Source organism: Nocardioides sp. IC4_145 (assembly GCF_011250565.1).
In the GTDB taxonomy this organism is placed as follows: domain Bacteria; phylum Actinomycetota; class Actinomycetes; order Propionibacteriales; family Nocardioidaceae; genus Nocardioides.
This window is the reverse complement of sequence record NZ_JAANMS010000015.1, coordinates 36,994-61,391: the sequence shown is the minus strand read 5'-3', so window position 1 is coordinate 61,391 and position 24,398 is coordinate 36,994. Positions and strand designations below refer to the sequence as shown.

The window sequence follows — 24,398 nt, the reverse complement described above, 5'->3', positions numbered from 1 at the left end:
CGTGACTCCCCGGCCAGTCCGGACCCGCCGGGTGCCTCACTCCCTTCTCGTTCGTCGCGGAGATCCTCCGCGTACCGAGCCGTCCTCACCTGCCGGTGACGCCGGGTCGGGAGCCGGGAGCCCTGACGAGCAGCCGGTCGACCGCGGGAAGCGGCCCCGGCACGACGACGTGGGAAGGACCCCCTCACGTGACCGAGACGATCGAACCGACCTCCGGCGGAGCGGCACGCAAGCGAGGCGGTGGTCTCAGCTCGATGCTCATCGCCGACCTGCGCTCGATGGCCAGCGGGATGGGCATCGCCGAGGCCGGCACGATGAAGAAGGTCCAGCTCGTCGAGGCCATCAAGGCCGCGCAGGGCGCCGGCCGTCCGGCGTCGAGCGGTACGACGTCTGCCGCCGCGCCCGCCGAGCAGGCCGGCTCGCAGCCGACCGACCAGCCCGCCGAGCAGCCCGACCAGCCCGCCGAGCGGCCCACCCGGTCGCGCCGGCGGCGTGCCGACACCTCCGAGCAGCAGCCGCAGCCGGCCGCTGAGCAGACCACGGGGCAGGCCACGGAGCAGCCCACTGAGCAGGCCACGGAGCGCCCGGCGGAGACCCAGCCCGAGCAGCCGGTCGAGCAGGCGGTCGAGCAGGACGACCGGTCCGCGGGCCAGGACGGCGAGCGCCGCCGCGAGCGCAACCAGGACCGGCAGGACCGGCAGGACCGCCAGCAGCGCCAGGGCCGCAACCGGCAGCAGGACGGCCCGGCCGACAAGCAGGACAAGCAGGACAAGCAGCAGGACGGCGGCCAGTCCAAGCAGGACCGCAACCGCGACCAGCAGCGGGACCAGCAGCGCGACCAGCAGCGCGAGCGGGACCGCGAGGCGCAGCGCGAGCGCGACCGCGCCCAGCAGCGGGAGCGTGACCGCGAGCAGCAGCGCGACCGCGACCAGAACCGGGACCAGAACCGCGACCAGAACCCGAACCGCGACCGCGACCAGAACCGGGACGAGCACGACGACGACCAGGACGGCACCGGCCGCAACCGGCGTCGTCGGGGTCGCGACCGCGACCGCACGCGCGGCCAGCGGGGCGAGCCGGACACCACGATCCTCGAGGACGACGTGCTCGTGCCGGCCGCCGGCATCCTCGACGTGCTCGACAACTACGCCTTCGTGCGGACCAGCGGCTACCTGCCGGGCCCGGACGACGTCTACCTGTCGCTGTCGATGGTCCGGAAGTTCGGCCTCCGGCGTGGCGACGCGATCGTCGGCCAGGTGCGCCAGCCCCGCGAGGGCGAGCGGCGCGAGAAGTTCAACCCGATGGTGCGCGTCGACAGCGTCAACGGCGCGGACCCGGAGGCGGGCAAGCACCGCGTCGAGTTCGCGAAGCTGACGCCGCTCTACCCCGACGAGCGGCTGCGCCTGGAGACCGGCCCGGACAACCTCGTCGGTCGGGTCATCGACATCGCCGCGCCGATCGGCAAGGGCCAGCGTGGCCTGATCGTCTCGCCGGCGAAGGCCGGCAAGACGATGGTGCTCCAGTCGATCGCGAACTCGATCACCATCAACAACCCCGAGTGCCACCTGATGGTCGTGCTGGTCGACGAGCGGCCCGAGGAGGTCACCGACTTCGAGCGCTCGGTCAAGGGCGAGGTCATCTCCTCGACGTTCGACCGGCCGCCGGCCGACCACACGATGGTCGCGGAGCTGGCGATCGAGCGGGCCAAGCGCCTCGTCGAGCTCGGCCACGACGTGGTCGTGCTGCTCGACGGCATCACCCGCCTCGGCCGCGCCTACAACCTGTCGGCCCCCGCGAGCGGGCGGATCCTCTCCGGCGGTGTCGACTCGGCCGCGCTCTACCCGCCGAAGCGGTTCTTCGGAGCGGCCCGCAACATCGAGAACGGCGGCTCGCTGACGATCCTCGCGACCGCGCTGGTCGAGAGCGGCTCGAAGATGGACGAGGTGATCTTCGAGGAGTTCAAGGGCACCGGGAACATGGAGATCCGGCTGCGCCGCGAGTTCGCCGAGAAGCGGCTGTTCCCCGCCATCGACGCCGTCCAGTCCGGCACCCGCCGCGAGGAGCTGCTGCTCTCGAAGGAGGAGCTCGCGATCGTCTGGAAGCTCCGCCGCGTGATGTCGAACCTCGAGAGCCAGCAGGCGCTCGAGCTGCTGCTCGAGCGGCTGCGGAAGTCGCAGACCAACATCGAGTTCCTCATGCAGGTCCAGAAGACGACGCCGACGGTCGGTGGCGACGACTGACCGCCACCCCCTCGGCAGGGCCGGCGCGGCTCCCGGGCCCGATCTCGGGAAGCCGCGTCGGGGCGGGCGGCGGACCCCGTAGGCTGACCCGGCACGGCGGGGGGACGACCCGGTCGGGCACCGAACGACGTACTCCGGAGAGGGACGAACGTGGCACGCATCCTGGTCGCTGACGACGACGTCGACATCCGGGAGCTCGTCGAGTTCAAGCTCTCGACGCTCGGCCACGACATCGTCGCGGTGTCCGACGGAGCGGCCGCGGTGGAGGCCTGCCAGGCGCAGCGTCCCGACCTCGCCGTCCTCGACGTGATGATGCCCGGCTTCTCCGGGCTCGACGCGATCCGCGTGATCCGGGCCGACCCGGCCCTGGCCGACCTCCCGGTCATCCTGCTCACCGCGCGCGCCCAGGAGTCGGACGTCGAGACCGGCTTCGACTCCGGTGCCGACGACTACATCACCAAGCCGTTCAGCCCCCGCGAGCTCGCCTCCCGGGTCGAGGCCCTGCTGGCGCGGTCGCTCTGAGCCGGACGCACCCACGCAGATGAGGACCCCGGCGGCCCGTCCGGGCACCCGTCAGGTCGGCGGGACGCCGCCACCGGTCGGCGGACGCCCGGTCTCGCGCCTGCTCGCGCCGGTGCTCGCCCGGATGGGCCTGCTCCTCGCCCTCATGGCCGCGATCTGCGTGGCCGGCGTGCTCGCCTCGACGCAGGCGGTCGACCACCTCACCGGACGGTTGCTGCCGGCGGCGACGGCGAACGAGGACGTCCTCCAGGACCTCACCGACATGGACGCCGCGGTCAGCGCCTACGCCCGCAGCGGCGAGCAGGAGGCGATCGACGACTACGAGCAGGCAATGCAGCGGCTGCCGGGCCACGAGCGCCAGGTGCGGGAGTTCGCCCGCGGCGACGCCACGCTCGAGGTGCTCGTGACGCGTCAGCAGGACGCGACGGACGCCTGGGTGGACCGGTACGCCGAGCCCCGGGTGGACGCGCCGGGCGGGCCGGGGACCTTCCAGCAGCAGCGCTACGACCGCGGTCAGCGGCTCTTCGACGAGGTGCGGCAGGCGCACCTCGCCACCCACGACGAGTTCGACCGGCGCCAGCGGGAGGCCAGCTCCGACGCGCAGTGGCGGTTCCGGGGGACGATCCTCGCGGTGGTCGTGCTCGGCCTGCTCGGCTGGTTCCTGGTCGGCCGATCGCGCCGTCGCCTGGACCGCGAGCTGTCGGCCCCGCTGCTGGCGATCGAGGCGACCGTCCAGCGGGTCGCCCGCGCCGAGGCCGACGTCCGCGCCGAGGTGGCCGGGCCGCGCGAGGTGCGCGCGGTCGCCGTCGCCCTCAACGAGCTGGTCGAGCAGCAGTCCCGTGCCCGCGCCGTCGAGACCCGCATCCAGGCCGAGCTGCGGGCGCTCGACACCGCCCGCGACGACTTCGTCTCGAACGTCTCCCACGAGCTGCGCACGCCGCTGACCACCATCAGCGGCTACCTCGAGATGATCGCCGAGGAGTTCGAGGAAGGCATGGCCCCGCGCCACGAGCGGATGCTCGAGGCCACGCGTCGCAACGTCAGCCGGCTCAAGGCGCTCATCGACGACCTGTTGACGCTGTCCAAGGCGGAGAACCGCGGCACCGACCTCGAGCAGGTAGACCTCGACCAGGTGGTCCGCGACGCCGCGACCGACGTACGCATCACCGCTGCTCGCCGCGGCATCGCTGTGACCGTGACCGCCCCGGGCCACCCGCTGCCCGTCCTGGCCGACCGCGCCATGCTCAACCGCGCGTTCCTCAACGTCCTCAGCAACGCGGTGAAGTTCAGCCGGGACGGCGACCCGGTCGAGGTCGAGGTGACCGAGTCGATGGGACAGGTGAGGGTGGCCGTCCGCGACCACGGCATCGGCATCCCCGCCGGCGAGCTCGAGCGGCTCGGCACCCGGTTCTTCCGCGCCTCGAACGCGGTCCACAACGAGATCGCCGGCACCGGCCTCGGCGTCCGGATCGTCCAGACGATCATCGACAAGCACGACGGCCAGGTGCTCTTCGACTCCGAGGAGGGCGAGGGCACCACGGTGACCATCTCGCTGCGCCTCCAGGGCGACCGGGTGCCCCCCGCGCCGGCCCCGACCGAGCTCGCCGGGCCCGCGGAGGCGACCCCCGAGCAGGCGCCTGAGCGGGAGCCCGAGCAGGACCGGCACGAGGTCTGAGCGCGGGAACAACCACGATTGGGCCGGCGTTCTGACCGGTGGCACAATTCCGTGCTGGTTCCGGTTCACGTGCTTGCCGCAGGGCGCGGCGGACGACCCGGCGACTGAGAGGACACCATGAAGAAGGACATCCACCCCGAGTACGTCGAGACCACGGTGACCTGCACCTGCGGCGCCGAGTTCACGACCCGCAGCACTGTCACGTCGGGCCAGATCCGCTCCGACGTCTGCTCGCAGTGCCACCCGTTCTACACCGGCAAGCAGAAGATCCTCGACACCGGCGGCCGCGTCGCCCGCTTCGAGGCCCGCTACGCCAAGGCAGCCAAGAAGTAGCTGTCCCGGAGCGCCGGCCCCCGCCACCACGGCAGGGGCCGGCGCTCGTTGTTTGTCACGGCCCCTTGTCGCGCTTGCGTGGCAAGGACGGGCCGGGAGGTCGAGGGAGCCGGCGTAGGCCGGAGCGAAGCGACGGGCTGCGCGGCTCGTCTCGGAACCGGGTGAGTGGGAAGGCAGAGCAACATGTTCGAGGCCGTCGAGGGCATGCTCGCCGAGCACGCCGCGCTCGAGCAGCAGCTCGGCGCGCCGGAGACCCACGCCGACGCGCGCCTCGCCAAGCGGCTCAACCAGCGCTACGCCCAGCTCTCCTCGGTCATCGGCGCGTGGCGCGACTGGCAGCGGCTGGGGGAGGACCTCGAGGCCGCGCGCGAGCTCGCCGCCGAGGACCCGTCCTTCGCGGAGGAGGCCGAGTCGCTGGTCCCGCGGCTCGCCGGGGCCGAGGAGCGGCTGCGCCGCCTGCTGGTCCCGCGCGACCCGGCCGACGACAAGGACGCCATCCTCGAGGTGAAGTCCGGCGAGGGCGGGGAGGAGTCGGCGCTGTTCGCCGGCGACCTGCTGCGCATGTACACCCGGTACGCCGAGGGGCGCGGCTGGAAGGTCGAGGTGCTGGATGCCACCGAGTCCGACCTCGGCGGCTACAAGTCGGTCACCGTCGCGGTGAAGGCCAAGGGCACGCCCGAGCCCGGTGAGGCGCCGTACGGCCTGCTGAAGTTCGAGGGCGGCGTCCACCGCGTCCAGCGGGTGCCGGTGACCGAGTCGCAGGGCCGCGTGCACACCAGTGCCGCCGGCGTCCTCGTGCTGCCGGAGGCCGAGCAGGTCGACGTCACGATCGACGAGAACGACCTGCGCATCGACGTCTTCCGCTCCAGCGGTCCCGGCGGCCAGAGCGTGAACACGACCGACTCGGCCGTGCGGATCACCCACGTCCCGACCGGCATCGTCGTCTCCTGCCAGAACGAGAAGAGCCAGCTGCAGAACAAGGAGCAGGCCATGCGCATCCTCCGCGCGCGGCTCCTCGCCGCCGCCCAGGAAGCCGCCGACGCCGAGGCCAGCGACGCCCGGCGCAGCCAGGTCCGCACCGTCGACCGCTCGGAGCGGATTCGCACCTACAACTACCCCGAGAACCGGATCTCCGACCACCGCACCGGCTACAAGGCCTACAACCTCGACCAGGTCCTCGACGGCGACCTCCAGCCGGTGCTCGCCTCGTGCGTCGACGCCGACCTCGCCGAGCGCCTCGAGGCGCTCGAGCAGTGAGCCGGTCCCGCCGCGACGTGCTGGCCGAGGCCACGGCCCGGCTGCGCGAGGCGGGCGTCGCCAGCCCCGAGCACGACGCCGCCGAGCTGCTCGCGCACGTGCTCGGCACGACCCGCGGCCGGCTGGTCCTCGTCGACGCGGTCGACCAGCCCGCCCTGGACGAGTACGCCGTGCTGGTCACGCGCCGCGCGGGGCGCGAGCCGCTCCAGCACCTGACCGGGTCGGCGTGGTTCCGCCACGTCGAGCTGGCCGTCGGCCCGGGGGTGTTCGTGCCGCGGCCGGAGACCGAGCTGCTCGCCGGGTGGGCCGTCGAGCGGGCCACCGAGCTGGTGGACGGGGGCAGCGCGCCGGTGGTCGTCGACCTGTGCACCGGGTCCGGGGCGATCGCGAAGGCGGTCGCCGACGAGGTCCCGCAGGCGGTGGTGCACGCCGTCGAGCTGGACGAGGCCGCGCACCGCTGGGCGGTCCGCAACCTCGCCGGCACCGGGGTCGACCTGCGCCAGGGCGACCTGGCCACGGCGTTCGACGACCTGGCCGGTGAGGTGGACGTCGTGACCTGCAACCCGCCCTACATCCCGCTCGACGCGTGGGAGTCGGTCGCCCCCGAGGCGCGCGACCACGACCCGCACCTCGCGCTCTTCTCCGGCGACGACGGGTTGGACGCGATGCGCGTGCTGGAGCGGCGGGCCGCGCTGCTGCTCCGGCCCGGGGGAGTGGTGGGCGCCGAGCACGCCGACGTCCAGGGCGAGTCCGCGCCGGCCGTCTTCGCGGCGACCGGGCGGTGGACCGAGGTGCGCGACCACCCCGACCTGGCAGGTCGGGCGCGCTTCGTGACGGCCCGGCTGGCACGATGACCCGGTGAGCGAGCGCTACCCGACCGACACCGAGGACGCCCGCGAGGCGGCCGTCGAGGCGGCGACCCTGGCCGTCCAGCGCGGCGAGCTGGTCGTGCTGCCGACCGACACGGTCTACGGCATCGCGGCCGACGCCTTCGACCCCGCCGCCGTCCGTGACCTGCTCGACGCCAAGGGCCGCGGCCGCGACATGCCGCCGCCGGTGCTCGTCAGCTCGCCGACCACGCTCGACGCGCTGGCCGTCCGCGTGCCGGGCTACGCCCGCGCGCTGGTCGAGCGGTTCTGGCCCGGCCCGCTGACCGTGGTCTGCCACCAGCAGACCTCGCTGCAGTGGGACCTCGGCGACACCCGCGGCACCGTCGCGGTGCGGATGCCCGACCACCCCGTCGCGCTCGAGGTGCTCGAGCGCACCGGCCCGCTCGCGGTCTCCTCGGCGAACCTCTCGGGCATGCCGGCCGCCACCGACGCCGAGCAGGCCGAGGAGATGCTCGGCGACGAGGTCGCCGTGCTGGTCGACGCCGGTGAGTCGCCCGGCGGCGAGGCCTCGACGATCGTCGACTGCACCGGCGACCAGGGCCGGGTGCTGCGCCGCGGTGCGCTCTCGCTCGAGCAGCTCAACGAGGTCCTCGAGCCGCTCGGGGCGACGCTGACCGACGAGGGCCAGGCGAGCGCCTAGTGCGGGAGTACCTCCTCGTCTTCCTCGTGGCCGCGACGGTCACCTACCTGCTCACCGTCGTGGCTCGGGAGATCGCGATCCGCACGGGCGCGGTGGCGGCGGTGCGGGACCGGGACGTGCACGACGAGCCGATCCCGTACCTCGGCGGCCTGGCGATGCTGGGCGGGCTGGTGGCGGCGTACCTCGTGGCCCGGGAGCTGCCGTTCCTCTCCCTCAGCGGGCCCTTCGTCTTCCGCGACGCCGGCATCGTGCTCATCGCCGGCGCGCTGATCTGCGCGGTGGGGGTGCTCGACGACATCCTCGAGCTCGACGCGCTCACCAAGCTCGGTGGCCAGGTGCTCGCCGCCGGCTTCCTCGTCGCCTTCGGCATCCAGTACGTCTACTTCCCGCTCACCAACGGCGAGCAGTTCGCCATGGACGACGCCCAGGCGGCGCTGCTGACCGGCTTCGTGGTGATCGCGACCGTCAACGCGGTGAACTTCGTCGACGGCCTCGACGGCCTGGCCGCCGGCGTGGTCGGCATCGGCGCCATCGCGTTCTTCGTCTTCTGCTACCAGCTCACCCGCATCAACGACGCTCCCCGCGCGACCACGGCGGCGCTGCTCAGCGTCGCGCTGGCCGGGGTCTGCGTCGGCTTCCTGGTCCACAACTTCCATCCGGCCCGGCTGTTCATGGGCGACTCGGGCTCGATGCTGATCGGGCTGGTGCTGTCGGCGAGCGCGGTCACGCTGACCGGTCAGTTCTCCGGCACCGAGATCGCCCAGGGCGGCTCCGGCGGGCAGGCCAGCCTGCTGCCCACGCTGCTGCCGGTGCTCCTGCCGGTCTCGATCCTCGTGGTGCCCCTGCTCGACCTGGTGATGGCGGTGGTGCGCCGCACCCGGGCCGGGCGCTCGCCCTTCGCGCCCGACAAGCAGCACCTGCACCACCGCCTGCTCGAGATCGGGCACTCGCAGCGGCGGGCGGTGCTCATCATGTGGCTGTGGGCCGGGCTGATCGCCTTCGCGACCGTGTGCGCGAGCCTCTACACCGGCGTGTGGGTCTGGCTGTCGGTCGGCGTGCTCGCCGCGGTGACCGTGGCGCTGACCTTCGTGCTGCCGGTGCTGCACAAGCCGAAGGTCCTGGAGGTGCTCGATGAGCCCTCCCCGGAGACCTTGTGATAGTTTTCACGAGCGGCCCACGGGGCCGCTGACGACCGCGACAGACCACTCCAGGACGGCCGCCGCATGACGACCGAGACGCCCCGCGACACCGCGAGGACCCGCCGTGACGGCGGGTCGGCGGTCCTGGCGGGGGCGGCTCTCGGGACGGTCGCCGCGGGCGTGCTCGTGGCGCTGGTCGGCGCACTGGTCGACGGCGCCCCGGCGGCGTACGGCGCCCTCGTCGGGGCCGTGCTGGCCGCCGGCGTGATGGCGTTCGGCCTGGTCACGGTGAACGTCGTCGCGGGCCTGATGCCCGGGGCGTCGCTGATGTTCGCGCTGCTGACCTACGCGCTCCAGCTGCTGCTGGTCCTGGTCGCGCTCACCGCCCTCGACGGCGTCGCCGGCCCGGGGGAGGCCCTCTCTCGCGGGTGGCTCGCCGGTGCCCTCATCGGGACCGTCCTGGTCTGGCTCGGGGTCCAGGTCGTGCTGGCCGCGCGGGCCCGGATCCCGGTCTACGACGAGCCCCGCGAGACCGTCCGGACCGGTGGTGGGTCGTGATCGCGCCGAATGCTAGGGTCCGGACCGCAATGAGTCAGCAGGAGCCGCCAGCTGCTCCCGAGGACACCCCTCACGGCGACCCCTGGCAGGCGTTCAGCCAGATCGTCGCGGGCGTGCTCCTCTACGGCGGCGCCGGTTGGCTGGCGGACCGCTGGCTGGGAACGTCGTACCTCGTGGCCATCGGGATCGTGATCGGTGCCGGCCTGAGCCTCTACGCGGTCGTGAAGCAGTTCGGCCACGTGCCGCCGTCAAGCCCGGAGAAGTGACGTACATGAAGGAGACACGGCGTTGATCGCTGGCAACCTCGCAGCCGCGCTCGTCCCGATGGCCAGCAGCGGTGGGGGCTTCACCCCGCCGGGCCCCGCGGACTTCGACCTGCCGCCGATCGTCGGCGGCATCACCAAGCCCATGGTGATGATCGTCCTCTCCGCCGTCCTCATCTTCGCGGTGACCTACGCGATGTCGCGCAAGGCCGAGCTCGTCCCGGGCCGCCTCCAGTACGCCGGCGAGTGGGCCTACGGCGGCGTCCGCAACGGCATCGCCCGCGAGATCATCGGCACCGAGCACTATCTGCGGTTCGTCCCCTACCTCTTCACGTTGTTCGCCTTCGTGCTGGTGAACAACTACTTCGGGCTGATCCCGCTCATCCAGTTCCCGACGTTCTCGCACTCGGGCTACGCCTACGGCCTCGCGGCGCTGAGCTGGCTGCTCTACAACGGCGTCGGCATCGGCAAGCACGGGTTCCTGGGCTACCTCAAGCACACCTGTGTCCCCGCCGGCGTCCACGGCCCCGTGCTGCTGCTGATCGCGCCGCTGGAGTTCCTCTCCAACATCCTGGTCCGACCGGTCACGCTGGCCCTGCGTCTGTTCGCGAACATGTTCGCGGGCCACCTGCTGCTGATCCTGTTCGCGCTCGGTGGTGAGTACCTCCTGCTGGAGGCGTTCTCCCCGATCAACGCGGTGGGCGGCGTGCTCGCCTGGGTGATGTTCTTCGGCGTCTCGCTCCTCGAGCTGCTGGTGATGTTCCTCCAGGCCTACGTCTTCACCCTGCTGACCGCCATGTACGTCTCAGGTGCTGTCGCCGACGAGCACTGAGCAGCACACCGTGCCCGTCGGGCACCGTGAGCACCCGAGAAGAGAAACTGAAGCAGTACCAACCCGAAAGGAACCCTCACCGTCATGAATGGTGACATCAACGGCTCGCTCAACATGCTCGGCTACGGCATCGCCACGATCGGCCCCGCCCTCGCCGTGGGCCTGATCTTCGCTGCCTACATCAACGGTGTCGCTCGCCAGCCCGAGGCCCAGGGACGCCTGCAGTCCATCGCGATCCTCGGCTTCGCGCTCGCTGAGGCGCTCGCGATCATCGGCATCGCGCTCGCCTTCGTCCTTTCCTGACGCGCGACCCCCAGACCGGAGTGACCCATGCGTGAATCGATCCAGGCGGCGGAGGAGCTGAACCCGCTCATCCCGCACGTCTCGGAGATCATCCTGGGAGCGGCAGTCTTCCTGGTGCTGCTCCTGGCCATCCGGAAGTTCGTCGTCCCCAACTTCGAGCGCGCGTTCGCCGAGCGCACGAAGGCGATCGAGGGCGGCATCTCGGCGGCCGAGACCAAGCAGGCCGAGGCCGACGCCCGCCTCGCTGAGCTGGAGAAGCAGCTCGGCGACGCCCGGCACGAGGCCGCGCGCATCCGTGAGGAGGCGCGCGAGCAGGGGGCGCGGATCATCGCCGAGATGCGGGAGCAGGCGCAGGCCGAGGCCACCCGCATCGTCGACCACGGCAAGGCCCAGATCGAGGCCGAGCGCCAGCAGGCGGTCACCTCGCTCCGTGCCGAGGTGGGCACGCTGGCGACGTCCCTGGCCGGACGGATCGTGGGGGAGTCGCTGGAGGACGAGGCGCGCCAGCGCCGCGTCGTCGACCGGTTCCTCACCGACCTCGAGGCCGGCACGCCGGGCCGGAACTGATGGAGGCGCGCTGATGACCTCGTCGTTCCGCGGCGCCTCCGCCGACTCCGTGGCCGTCCTCGTCGACGACCTCCGGGGCGCGGTGGCGGGCTCGCCCGAGACCGCGGCCGCCGTCGCCGGTGAGCTGTTCTCGGTCGCGCAGACCCTGCGCGCCGAGGGGTCGATGCGGCGCTTCGTCTCCGACGTGTCCGTGCCGGACGAGGCCAAGAGCGGCCTCGTCGGGCAGGTCTTCGGCGGCAAGGTGGCCGAGGCGACCCTCACGGTGGTCCGCTCCGCGGTCTCCCGCCGGTGGGTCTCGGCCGGCGACCTGCCGAACGCCCTGGAGCACCTCGGCGTCGTCGCCGCCGTCGCGTCGGCCGGCGACCAGGCCGGGCGGCTCTCCGACGAGCTGTTCGCCTTCGCCCAGGCGGTCAAGGACGCTCCCGAGCTCCGCGACGCCCTCTCGGACCCGGCTCGTACGCTCGAGGACAAGGCCCGGCTCGTGCGGTCCCTGCTCGACGGGAAGGCGCTGCCGGCGACGACCACCCTCGCGGTGCAGTCGCTGGCCGGCACCCACCGGACGGTGGCGGTCGCGCTGGCCGAGTACCAGAAGGTCGCGGCCGACGTGCAGGACCGGGGCGTGGCCACCGTCCGGGTGGCGCGCGACCTGTCCGGCGCCGAGCGGGACCGGCTGGCCGACGTGCTGTCGCGGCAGTACGGACGACCGGTGCACCTCAACCTGGTCGTGGACCCCACGGTCCTCGGCGGGATCCGCGTCGAGATCGGTGACGACGTCATCGACGGCACCGTGTCCAGCCGCCTCGACGACGCCCGGCGTCGTCTCGCCGGCTGACCCACCCCCTCACTTCACAGCTGTAGAGACAAGAGAGAAGGAACCGAGATGACGGAGCTCTCCATCCGTCCGGAGGAGATCCGCGACGCGCTGCAGAAGTACGTCGCCGACTACCAGCCCGAGGCCGCCAGCCGCGAAGAGGTCGGCGTCGTGGCGGAGGCCGGCGACGGCATCGCCCGCGTGTCCGGCCTGCCGTCGGCCATGGCCAACGAGCTGCTCGAGTTCGAGGACGGCACCCTGGGCCTGGCCCTGAACCTCGACACCCGCGAGATCGGCGTCGTCATCCTCGGTGACTTCGACAAGATCGAGGAGGGCCAGAAGGTCCGCCGCACCGGCGAGGTCCTCTCGGTCCCCGTCGGCGAGGGCTACCTCGGCCGCGTCGTGGACCCGCTGGGCAAGCCGATCGACGGCCTCGGCGACATCGAGACCTCGGGCCGCCGCGCCCTGGAGCTCCAGGCGCCGTCGGTGATGCAGCGCAAGTCGGTGCACGAGCCCCTCGCCACCGGCATCAAGGCGATCGACGCCCTGACGCCGATCGGCCGCGGCCAGCGCCAGCTGATCATCGGCGACCGCGCGACCGGCAAGACCACGGTCGCGATCGACACGATCATCAACCAGAAGCAGTACTGGGAGACCGGCGACCCGAGCAAGCAGGTCCGCTGCATCTACGTCGCCGTCGGCCAGAAGGGCTCGACCATCGCCTCCGTGCGTGGCGCCCTCGAGGAGGCCGGCGCGCTGGAGTACACCACCATCGTCGCCGCACCGGCGTCGGACTCCGCGGGCTTCAAGTACCTCGCGCCGTACACCGGCTCGGCCATCGGCCAGCACTGGATGTACGACGGCAAGCACGTCCTCATCGTCTTCGACGACCTGACCAAGCAGGCCGAGGCCTACCGCGCCGTGTCGCTGCTGCTGCGCCGCCCGCCGGGCCGCGAGGCCTACCCGGGTGACGTGTTCTACCTGCACAGCCGCCTGCTCGAGCGGTGCGCGAAGCTCTCCGACGACCTCGGTGCGGGCTCGATGACCGGTCTGCCGATGGTCGAGACCAAGGCCAACGACGTCTCGGCGTTCATCCCGACCAACGTCATCTCGATCACCGACGGCCAGATCTTCCTGCAGTCGGACCTGTTCGCGGCCAACCAGCGCCCGGCGATCGACGTCGGCGTGTCGGTCTCCCGCGTCGGTGGCGCGGCGATGACCAAGGCGCTCAAGGCCGTCACCGGCTCGCTCAAGGTCGACCTGGCGCAGTTCCGCGCGATGGAGGCGTTCGCGATGTTCGCCTCCGACCTCGACGCGGCCTCGCGCCAGCAGCTCGACCGCGGCCAGCGCCTGATGGCCCTGCTCAAGCAGCCCGCCTACTCGCCCTACCCGGTCGAGGAGATGACGGTCTCGCTGTGGCTCGGCACCACCGGTCGCCTCGACCGCGTGCCGGTCGAGGACGTCCTCCGCTTCGAGCGCGAGTTCCTCGACTACCTCCGCCGCTCCCACGAGGGCATCCTCAACGCGATCCGTGAGTCCCTGAAGTTCGAGGACGACACGGCCACCGCGGTCGAGGACGCCTACACCTCCTTCCTCGACCAGTTCGAGACCTCCGAGGGCGGGTCGATCAAGGTCGGCCACGAGGCTCCGGCCGAGGCGCTCGAGGACGAGGACCAGGAGCAGATCGTCAAGCAGAAGCGGGGCTGACGCATGGCCGTATCGCTGCGTGAGTACCGCGCGCGGATCAAGTCGACGGAGTCGATGAAGAAGATCACGCGCGCCATGGAGCTCATCGCTGCGTCCCGGATCATCAAGGCGCAGCAGCGGGCGCAGGCGGCAGCGCCGTACGCCCGTGAGCTGACCCGCGCGGTGTCGGCGGTGGCGACGTTCTCGAACGTCGACCACCCGCTGACCCGCGAGGAGGAGAACCCCAAGCGGGCAGCCGTGCTGATCGTGACCAGCGACCGAGGGCTCGCCGGCGCGTACTCCTCGAGCGTGCTCAAGGAGGCGGAGCGGCTCGCCGAGAAGCTCCGCTCCGAGGGCAAGGAGATCGACACCTACATCGCCGGGCGCAAGGGCGAGGCGTACTACAAGTTCCGCCAGCGCCCGATCGTGCAGGCGTGGACCGGCTTCTCCGACCAGCCGTCGTACGACGTGGCCGCGGAGATCGGTGCGGCGCTGATCGAGTCCTTCCTCAAGGAGCAGGGCGAGGAGGGCGACGTGGACGAGGTCCACCTCGTCTACACCCGCTTCCGCTCGATGCTCACGCAGGAGCCGACCGCGGTCCGGCTGCTGCCGCTCGAGGTCGTCGAGGCCGAGGAGGGTGAGTCGGTCGGACGACCGGACCCCTCCGACGTGCTCCCGCTCTACGAGTTCGAGCCGTCGGCCGAGGAGGTGCTGGACGGGCTGCTGCCGCAGTACGTCCAGAGCCGGGTCTTCTTCGCGCTGCTCCAGGCCGCCGCCTCCGAGCTGGCCGCGCGCCAGAAGGCGATGAAGTCGGCCACGGACAACGCCGACGAGCTGATCAAGAAGTACACGCGCATCGCCAACCAGGCCCGCCAGGCCGGTATCACCCAAGAAATCAGCGAGATCGTCGGTGGCGTCAACGCACTGGCCGACGCGAACTCCGGGAGTGAGTGAAAGACATGACTGCCATCTTCGAAGAGACCCAGCAGGGCTCGACGGCCGGCAACACCGGCCGCGTCGCCCGGGTGACCGGCCCCGTCGTCGACGTCGAGTTCCCGGCGGACGCGATGCCGGAGATGTACAACAAGCTCGAGGTCGACATCGAGCTCGAGGGCGAGACGCGCACGCTGATCCTCGAGGTCGCGCTGCACATCGGTGACGGCGTCGTGCGCGCCATCTCGATGAAGTCGACCGACGGCCTGGTCCGCGGCACGACGGTGCGCGACACCGGCGGCCCGATCACCGTGCCGGTCGGCAACGACACCCTCGGCAAGGTCTTCAACGCCACCGGCGACGTGCTCAACCTCGAGGAGGGCGAGCGCTTCGAGGTCAACGAGCGGTGGGGCATCCACCGCAAGGCGCCGGCGTTCGACCAGCTGGAGTCGAAGACCCAGATGTTCGAGACGGGCATCAAGGTCATCGACCTGCTGACCCCCTACGTCCAGGGCGGCAAGATCGGCCTCTTCGGTGGTGCGGGCGTCGGCAAGACCGTCCTCATCCAGGAGATGATCGCCCGCGTCGCCAAGGACCACGGCGGCGTGTCGGTGTTCGCCGGTGTCGGTGAGCGCACCCGTGAGGGCAACGACCTCATCGTCGAGATGGAGGAGGCCGGCGTCCTCGGGCAGACCGCCCTCGTCTTCGGCCAGATGGACGAGCCGCCGGGCACCCGCCTGCGGGTCGCGCTGTCCGCGCTGACGATGGCGGAGTACTTCCGCGACGTGCAGAACCAGGACGTGCTGCTCTTCATCGACAACATCTTCCGGTTCACCCAGGCGGGCTCGGAGGTCTCCACCCTGCTCGGCCGCATGCCGTCCGCGGTGGGCTACCAGCCCAACCTCGCCGACGAGATGGGCCAGCTGCAGGAGCGGATCACCTCGACCCGCGGTCACTCGATCACCTCGATGCAGGCGATCTACGTGCCCGCGGACGACTACACCGACCCGGCGCCGGCGACGACGTTCGCCCACCTGGACGCCACGACCGAGCTGTCCCGCGAGATCGCGTCGCTGGGCATCTACCCGGCCGTGGACCCGCTGACCTCGACCTCGCGGATCCTCGACGCCCAGTACATCGGGCAGGCGCACTACGACTGCGCGATCCGGATCAAGCAGATCCTCCAGCGCAACAAGGAGCTGCAGGACATCATCGCGATCCTCGGTGTCGACGAGCTCTCCGAGGAGGACAAGATCATCGTCTCCCGGGCCCGTCGCATCCAGCGGTTCCTGTCGCAGAACACCTACGTGGCAAAGCAGTTCACCGGCATCGAGGGCTCGACGGTCCCCGTGGCCGACACCATCGAGGCGTTCAACAAGATCGCCGACGGTGAGTACGACCACGTGGCCGAGCAGGCGTTCTTCATGTGCGGCGGTCTCGACGACGTCGAGGCCAAGTGGGCCGACATCCAGAAGAACCTCTGAGGACCTGACGATGGCTGAGAACCTCACGGTGTCCCTCGTCGCGGCCGACCGCACGGTCTGGTCCGGCGAGGCCACCATGGTCATCGCCCGCACGGTGGAGGGGGACGTCGGCGTGCTGCGCGGTCACGCGCCGATGCTCTCCCTGCTCACTGACGCGGTCGTCGAGATCGCGGAGGTCGGCGGCGACGTCGTCATCGCCGTGGTCGACGGTGGGTTCCTCTCGGTCGCCGGCGACCGGGTCTCGATCCTCTCCGAGCGGGCCATGCTCGCCTCGGAGGTCGACGTCGACCAGGCTCGCGCCGAGCTCGACGAGGCCCGCGGCCTCATCGGCTCCGGGGGCGAGGCCGAGCGCCGCGTGCGCCGCGCCGAGGCCCGGATCCGCGCCGTCGAGCGCGTGCGCTGACCCGGCGCACCGCTCCTGCACGACCCCGTTCCACCCCCGCACCACACCTGCGGGAACCCTGCACGACCCGGCACCGGGCTCCCCGTCGCCGCCCGCTAGGGTGACGACACTTCCGAGGGAGAGGGGACCCGATGCCGGTGTGGCAGTGGCTGCTCGACGCAGCCGGTCTGCTGCTCCTGCTCGTCCTGCTCTACGGCGCCGCACTCATCGTGCGCCGCCGGGTGCTGTCCCGCCACGGGGGCACCTTCGAGCTCAGCCACCGCGTCCGGTCCGAGAGGGCCGGACGCGGTTGGGTTCTCGGCCTCGGGCGCTACTCCGGCGAGACGCTCGAGTGGTTCCGGATCTTCTCGCTCTCCCCGCGCCCGAAGCGGACCTGGCAGCGCGAACGGCTCGCCTACGACGGCCGCCGCGAGCCCGAGGCTCCCGAGCAGATGTCGCTCTACCCCGACCACCTCGTCATCTCCTGCCAGACCCGTGAGGGCGAGGTGGAGCTGGCGATGAGCCCCGCCTCGCTGACCGGCTTCCAGGCCTGGCTCGAGGCCCGCCCTCCTGGCACCGACTGGACCCGTGGCTGACACCTCCGCCCTCCCCGCCCCCGCGCTGCTGCGCACCCGCAACGCCGTCGGCCTCACCTTCGGCCTCAACGGTCTCCTCTTCGCGAGCCTGGTCTCGCGACTGCCGGACATCCGCGAGCACCTCGACCTCGACAACGGCGCGCTCGGCCTGCTGCTGCTGGCGATCTCCGTCGGCTCGATCCTCGCGCTGCCGGCCACCGGGCGGCTGATCGGGCGGTACGGCGCGTCCAGGGTCGTGCGCGCCGGCGTCGTCGCCTGCGCGGTCGGTCTCTCGGGTGCCGGCGTCGCCGCAGGCGTGCTCGAGTCGGTGCCGGCCACGGCGACGGCGTTCTTCGTCTACGGCATCGGCATCGGTGTGTGGGACGTGGCGATGAATGTCGAGGGCGCCGAGGTCGAGCGGCGCCTGGCCCGCACGGTGATGCCGCGCTTCCACGCCGGCTGGTCGCTCGGCTCGATCGGCGGCGCCGCCATCGGCATCCCGTTGACCGCCGTGTCGCTGCCGATGCCCGTCCACCTCGCCGCGGGCTGCGCCGTCGCGCTGCTGGTCGTCTGGCGGGCGGCCGCGACGTTCCTGCCGCCCGAGCCCGCCGTCGAGCACGCCGAGCGGCCGCGGTCGGCCTGGACCGAGCCGCGACTGCTGGCGATCGGCCTGATGGTGCTGGCGTTCGCCGTCGCCGAGGGCGCCGCGAACGACTGGCTCACGCTCGCGCTCATCGACGGGTACGCCGCCGAGCACTGGGTGGGCGTCGCCGGGTTCGCGCTGTTCGTCACCGCGATGACCGGCGGCCGGCTGCTCGGCCCGGTCGTGCTCGACCGCTTCGGTCGCGCGCCGACCCTGTGGGCCAGCTGTGCCGCGGCCTGCGCCGGCATCCTGCTGACCGTCCTCGGCGGCCACGTCGTGCTGGTCGCTCTCGGCATCCTGGTGTGGGGCCTCGGCTCCTCGCTGGGCTTCCCGGTCGGCATGAGCGCCGCGGCCGACGACCCGGGGCGTGCGGCGGCCCGGGTGAGCGTGGTCTCGACGATCGGGTACGGCGCGTTCCTCGCCGGCCCGCCGCTGCTCGGCCTGCTGGGCGACCACGTCGGCACGCTCGACGCCCTGCTGGTCGTCGCCGCGCTCATGGTCCCGGCTGCCGCCGCCGTCCTCGCCGCGCGGCCGCCGGTGCCGGGCGGGCCGTCCGTGCGGGAGCCGGCGTGACATCCCGGCACCGGGTGGTCATCACCTACTGCACGCAGTGCCGCTGGCTGCTGCGGGCGCAGTGGTACCAGGGCGAGCTGCTCACCACCTTCGCCGACGAGCTCGCCGAGGTCGCCCTCGCGCCGGCCACCGGCGGGGTCTTCCGGATCGACGTCGACGGCGAGCCGGTCTGGAACCGCAAGCGCGACGGCGGCTTCCCCGAGGTCACCGAGCTCAAGCGGCGCGTGCGCGACCTGGTCGCCCCCGGCCGGTCGCTGGGGCACGCCGACCGGCCGGCCGTCCCCGACGGGGACTAGTCCGCGCTACCCCGCTCGCCGCCCGGCACCCACAGCACGTCGCCCTGGTGGCGGTTCGCGTGGCGGGCGAGGATGAAGAGCAGGTCGGAGAGGCGGTTGAGGTAGGTGATCGCCAGCTTGTTCATCGACTCGGCGTGCTGCTCGAAGGCGGCCCAGGCCGACCGCTCGGCACGGCGCACGACGGTGCGCGCGACGTGGAGGTGGGCCGCGCCCTCGGTGCCGCCGTTGAGGATGAAGGACCGCAGGGCCGGCAGCTCCTCGTTGTAGTGGTCGCACCAGCCCTCGAGCCGGTCGACGTAGTCCTGCTCGATGCGCAGCGGCGGGTACTCCGGGTCCGGCACGACCGGCGTGCAGAAGTCGGCGCCCACGTCGAAGAGGTCGTTCTGGACGTGGGTGAGCACCGCGACGACGTCCTCGTCCAGGCCGCCTCGGACGACGGCGAGCCCGAGGTGGGCGTTGGCCTCGTCGACGTCGGCGTAGGCGTGCAGCCGCGGGTCGTTCTTCGTCGTGAGGCTCATGTCGCCGAGACGGGTCTCGCCGCCGTCGCCGGTCCGGGTGTAGATCCGCGTCAGGTTGACCATGACCGCGAGGCTAGCGATCAGGTCCGCGGCTACCGTCGGGCGCATGGACCGACGGGCGTACGCCGCCGTGCTGGCGCTGCCGGGGCTCGCGCTCGGCGTGGTCGGCCTCTTCCACCCGCACTCGCTGTCCTACGCGACCGCGGACCGGTGGTTCACCCTGCACCTGCCCGGCCTGCTGGTCTTCCCGCTGGTCGGCGTGGCGCTGGCCGCCGTCGTGGGGCGGCGGACCGACCCGGTCGCGTGGGTGGTGCGGCTGGCGGCGTACACCTATGCGACCTGCTACACCGCGCTCGACGTGGTGAGCGGCATCGCCGCCGGGTGGGTGACGCGGGAGCTCGGGCCGGGGGTGCCGCGGCCCGACGAGGTCCGGCTGCTGTTCCGCCTCGGCACCCCGCTCGGCGAGGTCGGCTCGTGGGCGCTGCTGGCGACCGTGGTCGTGCTGCTCGCCGACCAGCTGCATCGCTACGGCGTCCGGGCGGCCGGGGGAGTGCTGCTCCTGCCCGGCGCCTGGCTGGTGCACACCGACCACATCTTCGCCCCGGGCGGCGTCGCGGGGACCGTGCTCCTCGGGCTCGGGACCGCCGCGCTGGTGCTCGCCCGCCCGCGGGGGCGCCTCACCGAGGCGCCGGCTCCCGCCGCGACTGGTTGAAGAAGCCACGACCGACACGCGGATTCCACCCCTGGGGAGGCAACCGGAACGCCTGCCGCGGCGTCACTATGGGTAGAAGGGTGACGCAGCGCACGCTTCCCGGGCTTTCTCAGGGGTCCGGGGGTCGGGAGAAGAGGCGGAATGGACATCGTGGCCGACGGACCCACGCTCGTGCTGAGCGGTGACTTCGACGTGCGCAGCACGCCGGAGGCGCGCGACGCGATCTACCACCACCTCGCGGGGCACGACGAGGTGGTGCTCGACCTCACCGAGGTCGGCGCCGTCGACCTCACCGCCCTGCGGCTGCTCGCGGTGGCGACGCTGGTCGCGACCCGCGACGGCCACCACCTCATGCTCCGCGGGTGCGGGCCGTCCGTGCGGCGGATGCTGCACCTGTCCCGGCTGCGCGCCGTGGTGGAGCTCGAGCGCGAGGTCGTCGGAGCCTGAGCCCGGTGCCCCGACCGCGCGGCGCACGGCGTGTCGGCCATCCCACACGTCCGGCCGGTTACCAACCGGTATCGCGCGGCCTACCCTTCGGTCCATGACCGAGAAGGATCGCCCCTGGGTGATGCGGACGTACGCCGGCCACTCGACCGCCGAGGCGTCCAACGCGCTCTACCGCTCGAACCTCGCGAAGGGGCAGACCGGGCTCTCGGTCGCCTTCGACCTGCCGACGCAGACCGGCTACGACCCCGATTCCGTGATGGCCCGCGGCGAGGTCGGCAAGGTCGGCGTGCCGGTGCCGCACCTGGGTGAGATGCGCAAGCTGTTCGACTCCATCCCGCTGACGGAGATGAACACCTCGATGACCATCAACGCCACGGCCATGTGGCTGCTGGCGATGTACCAGGTCGTCGCCGAGGAGCAGGCGGGCGTGCCGGAGGGGAGGGCGACGCCGGAGGAGGTCGCCGCGCTGCTGGCCGGCACGACCCAGAACGACATCATCAAGGAGTACCTCTCGCGGGGGACCTACGTGTTCCCGCCCGAGCACTCCCTGCGGCTGATCGCCGACATGATCGCCTACACGGTCCACCAGATCCCGAAGTGGAACCCGATCAACATCTGCAGCTACCACCTGCAGGAGGCCGGCGCGACGCCGACGCAGGAGCTGGCGTACGCGCTGTGCACCGCGATCGCGGTGCTGGACCAGGTCAAGGCGTCGGGCCAGGTCTCCGAGGACGACTTCGAGAAGGTCGTCGGCCGGATCTCGTTCTTCGTCAACGCCGGCGTGCGGTTCGTCGAGGAGATGTGCAAGATGCGCGCCTTCGTCGAGCTGTGGGACGAGATCACCCGCGAGCGCTACGGCGTCCAGGACCCGAAGATGCGCCGGTTCCGCTACGGCGTGCAGGTCAACTCCCTGGGCCTGACCGAGGCGCAGCCGGAGAACAACGTCCAGCGGATCGTGCTGGAGATGCTCGGCGTGACGCTGTCCAAGGACGCCCGCGCCCGCGCCATCCAGCTGCCGGCGTGGAACGAGGCGCTCGGCCTGCCCCGCCCGTGGGACCAGCAGTGGTCGCTGCGGCTGCAGCAGGTGCTGGCCTTCGAGTCCGACCTGCTGGAGTACGACGACATCTTCACCGGCTCGACGGTGGTCGAGGCCAAGGTCGCCGAGCTGGTCGCGGGCGCCAAGGCCGAGATCGACCGGGTCCAGGCCATGGGCGGTGCGATCGCCGCGGTGGAGTCGGGCTACATGAAGCAGGAGCTGGTCTCCGCCCACGCCGCCCGCCGGGCACGCATCGAGGCTGGCGACGAGATCATCGTCGGGGTCAACAAGTTCGAGACCACCGAGCCGTCCCCGCTGACCGCCGACCTCGACGGCGCGATCATGACCGCCGACCCGCAGGCCGAGGCCTCCGCCGTCGCGTCGGTCGAGGCCTGGAAGGCCGAGCGCGACGAGGACGAGGTCGCCCGCGCGCTCGCCGACCTCGCCGAGGCCGCCAAGACCGACGCGAACCTCATGCTGCCGACGCTGGCCGCGGCCCGCGCCGGGGCGACGACCGGGGAGTGGGCCGGCACGCTGCGCGAGGTGTTCGGCGAGTTCCGCGCGCCGACCGGCGTCTCCGGTGCGGTCGTCGCGGCCTCCGCCGGCCAGGCCGGCGCCGAGCTGTCGGCCGTGCGCGAGCGCGTCCGGGCCACCGGTGAGGAGCTGTCGGGCAACACGGGCGGCCGGCTGCGCCTGCTCGTCGGCAAGCCCGGCCTCGACGGCCACAGCAACGGCGCCGAGCAGGTCGCCGTCCGGGCCCGCGACGCCGGCTTCGAGGTGATCTACCAGGGCATCCGCCTCACGCCCGAGCAGATCGTGTCGGCCGCCGTCGCCGAGGACGTCCACTGCGTGGGTCTCTCGATCCTGTCCGGGTCGCACATGGAGCTCGTCCCCGCGGTGCTCGACGGGCTCCGCGAGGCCGGCATGTCCGACGTCCCGGTCATCGTCGGCGGCATCATCCCCGACTCCGACGGCCGCCGGCTCGTCGAGGCCGGCGTCGCCGCCGTCTACACCCCCAAGGACTTCGGCCTCACCGAGATCATGGGCGGCATCGTCGACGTCATCCGTCGGGCCAACGGCCTCGACTGAAGGCTCTGGCGACACCCGTCTGGTTGAGCAGGCGAGCGCCTGCGAGCCGTGTCGAAACCCGGTGACCGTGGCCGCTGGTTGAGCAGGCGAGCGCCTGCGAGCCGTGTCGAAACCCGGTGACCGTGGCCGCTGGTTGAGCAGGCGAGCGCCTGCGAGCCGTGTCGAAACCCGGTGACCGTGGTTGCTGCCCTGCGTCGCTCGCGGGGTTTCGACACGGTCGGCGCTGGGGCGCCTCCCTGCTCAACCAGCGGGGGTCGGCGCTGGGGCGCCTCCCTGCTCAACCAGCGCGTAGGCGCTCGAGGAGGGCGACGGCGTCGTGGGGGGCGTAGCCCTTGGCGTCGTTGTCGAAGTAGACGAAGACGTCGCCGTGCTCGGCCCAGGCCCGGCACTTCTCGGCCCAGCGGTCGAGGGCCTCGGGGGAGTAGCCGCTGGCGTACAGCTCGGTGTCGCCGTGCAACCGGACGTAGACGTGGTCGGCGGTGACCTGCTCGGGCATCGGGAAGCGGCGGGCGGTGTCGGCGACGACGCACGCGACGCCGTGCCGGCGCATCAGGTCGAACGCCTCGTCGGTGCACCAGGTCTCGCTGCGGAACTCCAGCGCGTGCCGCAGCGGCCGGTCGGCGTCGGCGACGGTCAGCGCGCGGTCCTCGGGCACCTTCTCGTCGTGCCCGGCCGCCAGCGCCGCGGCCTCGGTCGTGGTGCGCGGGAGGCGGGAGAAGAAGTCGTCGACGAGGCCCGCGTCGAAGGTGAGCCGCTCGGGCAGCTGCCAGAGGAACGGGCCGAGCTTCGGGCCCAGCGCGAGGACGCCGGAGGCGAAGAAGTTGGCCAGCGCGGCGTCCACGTCGCGCAGGCGTTTCAGGTGGGTGATGTAGCGGCCGCCCTTGACCGCGAAGACGAAGCCGTCCGGCGTCTGGTCCCGCCAGGCGGCGTACGACGTGGGGCGCTGGAGCGAGTAGAAGGAGCCGTTGATCTCGATCGAGGTCATCCGCTCGGCGGCGTACGCGAGCTCGCGGCGCTGCACCAGCCCGGTCGGGTAGAAGTCGCCGCGCCAGCCACGGTAGGTCCATCCCGAGATGCCGACCCGGATCCGTCCCATGCGGGTGCGGTGCCCGCGACGGCCGATGACCACACCGCGGGACGTGACCGGGAAGACAGGGAAGGCTCACCTAAGCTGCTGCTACAGTCCCGTGCGTGGGCAAGTCCGAGAGCAAGAAGGACAGGGCGAAGGTCAAGGCCAAGAAGGCCAAGGCCGCCGCCGCCGCCGCGCTCGCCGAGAAGCCGCGCAAGCTCCCGAAGCGCGAGTGCTGCGAGTCCAGGACCAAGTGCGGCCGCTGCCCGCTGCGCATGCTCAAGGAGGGCACGCTGCCCGAGGGCTACACCGTCAAGAAGCGCAAGCTGGTCCGCGTCGACGGGGGCAAGGTCACCAAGAAGGACCTGAGTAGGGTCGCCTGATGGTCGCCCCCCGCTTCGTCGAGCAGCTCAACGCCCAGATCGGCCACGAGCTGGCCGCCCACAACCAGTACCTCGCGATCGCAGTGCACTACGACGCGCTGACGATGCCGCAGATGGCCGCGTTCTTCTACGCCCAGGCGCTCGAGGAGCGCGACCACGCGATGATGATGGTGCAGTACCTCCTCGACACCGACGCCGACGCGGTCGTCCCCGGTGTCGACGCGCCGGTCTCCGGCTTCGACGGCGTGGTCGCCCCGGTCGCGCTCGCGCTGGAGCAGGAGAAGCGGGTCACCGAGCAGATCGGGTCGCTGCTGCGCACGGCGCGCGAGGAGCACGACTTCGCCTCCGAGCAGTTCCTGCAGTGGTTCATCAAGGAGCAGGTGGAGGAGGTCGCCACGATGAGCGACCTGCTCGCCGTGGTGAAGCGCAACGCCGACGACATCGACGACATCGAGGACTACGTCGCCCGCGAGCAGGGCGGCGGCCAGACCGACCCGACCGCCCCGCGCATCGCCGGGGCCTGATCCGCGCAGCGTGACCGC

28 protein-coding genes are annotated in these 24,398 nt (G+C 72.0%); 26 read left to right on the top strand and 2 right to left on the bottom strand.

The window, feature by feature from the left end:
• Positions 1 to 254 precede the first annotated feature (254 nt).
• The 21 genes from rho to G6553_RS08745 all read left to right on the top strand — a co-directional run bounded on the left by rho (position 255) and on the right by G6553_RS08745 (position 18,602).
• Positions 255 to 2,240 (top strand): transcription termination factor Rho, encoded by a 1,986-nt coding sequence (gene rho / locus G6553_RS08845; RefSeq protein WP_207619549.1) that lies wholly within the window; start codon positions 255 to 257, stop codon positions 2,238 to 2,240.
• A gap of 150 nt (positions 2,241 to 2,390) precedes the next feature.
• A complete protein-coding gene (locus G6553_RS08840) occupies positions 2,391 to 2,762 on the top strand; it encodes a response regulator (protein WP_166191166.1) in 372 nt (123 codons plus the stop codon).
• Positions 2,763 to 2,781: 19 nt separating this feature from the next.
• On the top strand, positions 2,782 to 4,437 hold the full coding sequence (locus tag G6553_RS08835) for an ATP-binding protein (RefSeq protein ID WP_166191164.1): 1,656 nt from the start codon (positions 2,782 to 2,784) through the stop codon (positions 4,435 to 4,437).
• A 117-nt stretch (positions 4,438 to 4,554) separates the two neighbouring features.
• Positions 4,555 to 4,770, top strand: coding sequence for a 50S ribosomal protein L31 (rpmE, locus tag G6553_RS08830; protein WP_166191162.1), 216 nt, complete (start codon positions 4,555 to 4,557; stop codon positions 4,768 to 4,770).
• A 183-nt stretch (positions 4,771 to 4,953) separates the two neighbouring features.
• Positions 4,954 to 6,027: a peptide chain release factor 1 gene (prfA, locus tag G6553_RS08825; RefSeq protein WP_166191160.1), complete on the top strand. Its 1,074-nt coding sequence runs from the start codon at positions 4,954 to 4,956 to the stop codon at positions 6,025 to 6,027.
• Positions 6,024 to 6,881 (top strand): peptide chain release factor N(5)-glutamine methyltransferase, encoded by an 858-nt coding sequence (prmC, locus tag G6553_RS08820; protein WP_347565599.1) that lies wholly within the window; start codon positions 6,024 to 6,026, stop codon positions 6,879 to 6,881. Before prfA ends, prmC begins: the two co-directional genes overlap by 4 nt.
• Positions 6,882 to 6,885: 4 nt before the next feature.
• Positions 6,886 to 7,557, top strand: a complete 672-nt coding sequence (locus G6553_RS08815) for an L-threonylcarbamoyladenylate synthase (RefSeq protein ID WP_166191158.1) — start codon at positions 6,886 to 6,888, stop codon at positions 7,555 to 7,557.
• Positions 7,557 to 8,714 carry an MraY family glycosyltransferase gene (locus tag G6553_RS08810; RefSeq protein WP_166191156.1) on the top strand — a complete coding sequence of 386 codons (1,158 nt, stop codon included), beginning with the start codon at positions 7,557 to 7,559 and terminating at the stop codon, positions 8,712 to 8,714. Before G6553_RS08815 ends, G6553_RS08810 begins: the two co-directional genes overlap by 1 nt.
• A 66-nt stretch (positions 8,715 to 8,780) precedes the next feature.
• Positions 8,781 to 9,254 carry a hypothetical protein gene (locus G6553_RS08805; protein WP_166191154.1) on the top strand — a complete coding sequence of 158 codons (474 nt, stop codon included), beginning with the start codon at positions 8,781 to 8,783 and terminating at the stop codon, positions 9,252 to 9,254.
• A 29-nt stretch (positions 9,255 to 9,283) separates the two neighbouring features.
• Complete coding sequence (locus G6553_RS08800) at positions 9,284 to 9,520, top strand: AtpZ/AtpI family protein (protein WP_166191152.1); 237 nt, start codon at positions 9,284 to 9,286, stop codon at positions 9,518 to 9,520.
• A 22-nt stretch (positions 9,521 to 9,542) separates the two neighbouring features.
• Positions 9,543 to 10,349 carry a F0F1 ATP synthase subunit A gene (atpB, locus tag G6553_RS08795; protein WP_347565598.1) on the top strand — a complete coding sequence of 269 codons (807 nt, stop codon included), beginning with the start codon at positions 9,543 to 9,545 and terminating at the stop codon, positions 10,347 to 10,349.
• Between the two features lie 84 nt (positions 10,350 to 10,433).
• Positions 10,434 to 10,652: an ATP synthase F0 subunit C gene (locus G6553_RS08790; RefSeq protein WP_166191150.1), complete on the top strand. Its 219-nt coding sequence runs from the start codon at positions 10,434 to 10,436 to the stop codon at positions 10,650 to 10,652.
• A gap of 39 nt (positions 10,653 to 10,691) precedes the next feature.
• Positions 10,692 to 11,219 (top strand): F0F1 ATP synthase subunit B, encoded by a 528-nt coding sequence (locus tag G6553_RS08785; RefSeq protein WP_229707170.1) that lies wholly within the window; start codon positions 10,692 to 10,694, stop codon positions 11,217 to 11,219.
• 13 nt (positions 11,220 to 11,232) lie between these two features.
• On the top strand, positions 11,233 to 12,051 hold the full coding sequence (locus G6553_RS08780) for a F0F1 ATP synthase subunit delta (protein ID WP_166191146.1): 819 nt from the start codon (positions 11,233 to 11,235) through the stop codon (positions 12,049 to 12,051).
• A gap of 48 nt (positions 12,052 to 12,099) precedes the next feature.
• Positions 12,100 to 13,737, top strand: coding sequence for a F0F1 ATP synthase subunit alpha (gene atpA / locus G6553_RS08775; RefSeq protein WP_166191144.1), 1,638 nt, complete (start codon positions 12,100 to 12,102; stop codon positions 13,735 to 13,737).
• Positions 13,738 to 13,740: 3 nt separating this feature from the next.
• Positions 13,741 to 14,670 carry a F0F1 ATP synthase subunit gamma gene (locus tag G6553_RS08770; protein WP_166191142.1) on the top strand — a complete coding sequence of 310 codons (930 nt, stop codon included), beginning with the start codon at positions 13,741 to 13,743 and terminating at the stop codon, positions 14,668 to 14,670.
• A 5-nt stretch (positions 14,671 to 14,675) separates the two neighbouring features.
• Positions 14,676 to 16,133, top strand: coding sequence for a F0F1 ATP synthase subunit beta (gene atpD / locus G6553_RS08765; RefSeq protein ID WP_166191140.1), 1,458 nt, complete (start codon positions 14,676 to 14,678; stop codon positions 16,131 to 16,133).
• Positions 16,134 to 16,143: 10 nt separating this feature from the next.
• Complete coding sequence (locus G6553_RS08760) at positions 16,144 to 16,536, top strand: F0F1 ATP synthase subunit epsilon (protein ID WP_166191138.1); 393 nt, start codon at positions 16,144 to 16,146, stop codon at positions 16,534 to 16,536.
• 131 nt (positions 16,537 to 16,667) lie between these two features.
• Positions 16,668 to 17,111 carry a DUF2550 domain-containing protein gene (locus tag G6553_RS08755; RefSeq protein ID WP_166191136.1) on the top strand — a complete coding sequence of 148 codons (444 nt, stop codon included), beginning with the start codon at positions 16,668 to 16,670 and terminating at the stop codon, positions 17,109 to 17,111.
• The gene (locus G6553_RS08750; protein ID WP_166191134.1) at positions 17,104 to 18,306 is read left to right on the top strand and encodes an MFS transporter; all 1,203 of its coding nucleotides are present in this window, start codon (positions 17,104 to 17,106) and stop codon (positions 18,304 to 18,306) included. The genes G6553_RS08755 and G6553_RS08750 overlap by 8 nt, the downstream gene beginning before the upstream one ends.
• On the top strand, positions 18,303 to 18,602 hold the full coding sequence (locus G6553_RS08745) for a SelT/SelW/SelH family protein (RefSeq protein ID WP_166191132.1): 300 nt from the start codon (positions 18,303 to 18,305) through the stop codon (positions 18,600 to 18,602). Before G6553_RS08750 ends, G6553_RS08745 begins: the two co-directional genes overlap by 4 nt.
• Here G6553_RS08745 and G6553_RS08740 read toward each other — a convergent pair.
• Positions 18,599 to 19,183 carry a cob(I)yrinic acid a,c-diamide adenosyltransferase gene (locus G6553_RS08740; protein ID WP_166191130.1) on the bottom strand — a complete coding sequence of 195 codons (585 nt, stop codon included), beginning with the start codon at positions 19,181 to 19,183 and terminating at the stop codon, positions 18,599 to 18,601. The genes G6553_RS08745 and G6553_RS08740 overlap by 4 nt on opposite strands.
• Before the next feature lie 43 nt (positions 19,184 to 19,226).
• Between G6553_RS08740 and G6553_RS08735 the strand changes: the two genes are divergently transcribed.
• The 3 genes from G6553_RS08735 to G6553_RS08725 all read left to right on the top strand — a co-directional run bounded on the left by G6553_RS08735 (position 19,227) and on the right by G6553_RS08725 (position 22,404).
• Positions 19,227 to 19,832: a hypothetical protein gene (locus tag G6553_RS08735; protein ID WP_166191128.1), complete on the top strand. Its 606-nt coding sequence runs from the start codon at positions 19,227 to 19,229 to the stop codon at positions 19,830 to 19,832.
• A 141-nt stretch (positions 19,833 to 19,973) separates the two neighbouring features.
• Positions 19,974 to 20,279, top strand: coding sequence for an STAS domain-containing protein (locus G6553_RS08730; protein WP_166191126.1), 306 nt, complete (start codon positions 19,974 to 19,976; stop codon positions 20,277 to 20,279).
• A gap of 94 nt (positions 20,280 to 20,373) precedes the next feature.
• Complete coding sequence (locus G6553_RS08725) at positions 20,374 to 22,404, top strand: protein meaA (RefSeq protein ID WP_166191124.1); 2,031 nt, start codon at positions 20,374 to 20,376, stop codon at positions 22,402 to 22,404.
• A gap of 277 nt (positions 22,405 to 22,681) precedes the next feature.
• On the opposite strand, the gene G6553_RS08720 is transcribed toward G6553_RS08725, so the two are convergent.
• On the bottom strand, positions 22,682 to 23,500 hold the full coding sequence (locus G6553_RS08720) for a DUF72 domain-containing protein (protein WP_166191122.1): 819 nt from the start codon (positions 23,498 to 23,500) through the stop codon (positions 22,682 to 22,684).
• A gap of 95 nt (positions 23,501 to 23,595) precedes the next feature.
• Here G6553_RS08720 and G6553_RS08715 point away from each other — a divergent pair, with 95 nt between their 5' ends.
• Together G6553_RS08715 and G6553_RS08710 are read left to right on the top strand one after the other, a co-directional pair.
• Entirely contained in the window at positions 23,596 to 23,856 is a 261-nt protein-coding gene (locus G6553_RS08715; RefSeq protein ID WP_166191060.1) for a hypothetical protein, read from the top strand.
• On the top strand, positions 23,856 to 24,380 hold the full coding sequence (locus G6553_RS08710) for a ferritin (protein ID WP_166191120.1): 525 nt from the start codon (positions 23,856 to 23,858) through the stop codon (positions 24,378 to 24,380). Before G6553_RS08715 ends, G6553_RS08710 begins: the two co-directional genes overlap by 1 nt.
• Positions 24,381 to 24,398 lie beyond the last annotated feature (18 nt).